The sequence below is a fragment of the Streptococcus oralis subsp. oralis genome (genome assembly GCF_002096495.1).
Classification (GTDB): domain Bacteria; phylum Bacillota; class Bacilli; order Lactobacillales; family Streptococcaceae; genus Streptococcus; species Streptococcus oralis_CU.
Genome location: NZ_NCUO01000001.1, coordinates 1 through 1,474 on the forward strand (window position 1 = coordinate 1; position 1,474 = coordinate 1,474).

The 1,474-nt window shown below is 44.3% G+C and carries 1 protein-coding gene; it reads right to left on the reverse strand.

Annotated elements, in window-relative coordinates; translation table 11 throughout:
- Positions 1-1,474 (reverse strand): MucBP domain-containing protein (locus tag B7717_RS00005; RefSeq protein ID WP_338152294.1); only part of this gene is annotated, 1,474 nt, incomplete at both ends.

Here is a 1,474-nt window from a genome sequence, read left to right on the forward strand (position 1 = left end):
CACCGTCTTCGGTTGGGTGGCCTGGAATTTCATTGCCTTCCTTATCCTTATGACTAGTCTTAACCTTCTCATAAACGTGTTCTGTGTCGCCGTTTGGAAGTTTCTTAGTCTCTACGAAGCGGTAACCTGGAATATCTTTCTTCGGTTGTTCACCGTCTTCGGTTGGATAACCTGGAATTTCATTCCCTTCCTTATCCTTGTGACTAGTTTTCACTTTTTCGTAGACATGTTCTGTGTCGCCGTTTGGAAGTTTCTTAGTCTCTACGAAGCGATAGCCTGGAATTTCCTTCTTAGGTTGTTCACCATCTTCGGTTGGGTGGCCTGGAATTTCATTCCCTTCCTTATCCTTGTGATTGGTCTTAACCTTCTCATAAACGTGTTCTGTGTCACCGTTTGGAAGTTTCTTAGTCTCTACGAAGCGGTAGCCTGGAATATCTTTCTTAGGTTGTTCACCGTCTTCTGTTGGATGTCCTGGAATGTCATTCCCTTCCTTATCCTTATGACTAGTCTTAACCTTCTCATAAACGTGTTCTGTGTCGCCGTTTGGAAGTTTCTTAGTCTCTACGAAGCGGTAGCCTGGAATATCTTTCTTAGGTTGTTCTCCGTCTTCGGTTGGATGTCCTGGAATGTCATTCCCTTCCTTATCCTTATGACTAGTCTTAACCTTCTCATAAACGTGTTCTGTGTCGCCGTTTGGAAGTTTCTTCGTCTCTACGAAGCGGTAGCCTGGAATATCTTTCTTCGGTTGTTCACCGTCTTCTGTTGGATGTCCTGGAATGTCATTCCCTTCCTTATCCTTATGACTAGTCTTAACCTTCTCATAAACGTGCTCTGTGTCACCGTTTGGAAGTTTCTTAGTCTCTACGAAGCGGTAGCCTGGAATATCTTTCTTAGGTTGTTCTCCGTCTTCGGTTGGATGACCTGGAATGTCATTCCCTTCCTTATCCTTATGACTAGTCTTAACCTTCTCATAAACGTGCTCTGTGTCGCCGTTTGGAAGTTTCTTCGTCTCTACGAAGCGGTAGCCTGGAATATCTTTCTTAGGTTGTTCACCGTCTTCGGTTGGATAACCTGGAATGTCATTGCCTTCCTTATCCTTGTGACTAGTCTTCACTTTTTCGTAGACATGTTCTGTGTCGCCGTTTGGAAGTTTCTTAGTCTCTACGAAGCGGTAGCCTGGAATATCTTTCTTAGGTTGTTCACCGTCTTCGGTTGGATAACCTGGAATGTCATTCCCTTCCTTATCCTTATGACTAGTCTTAACCTTCTCATAAACGTGTTCTGTGTCGCCGTTTGGAAGTTTCTTAGTCTCTACGAAGCGGTAGCCTGGAATATCTTTCTTCGGTTGTCCACCGTCTTCGGTTGGGTGGCCTGGAATTTCATTGCCTTCCTTATCCTTATGACTAGTCTTAACCTTCTCATAAACGTGTTCTGTGTCGCCGTTTGGAAGTTTCTTAGTCTCTACGAAGCGGTA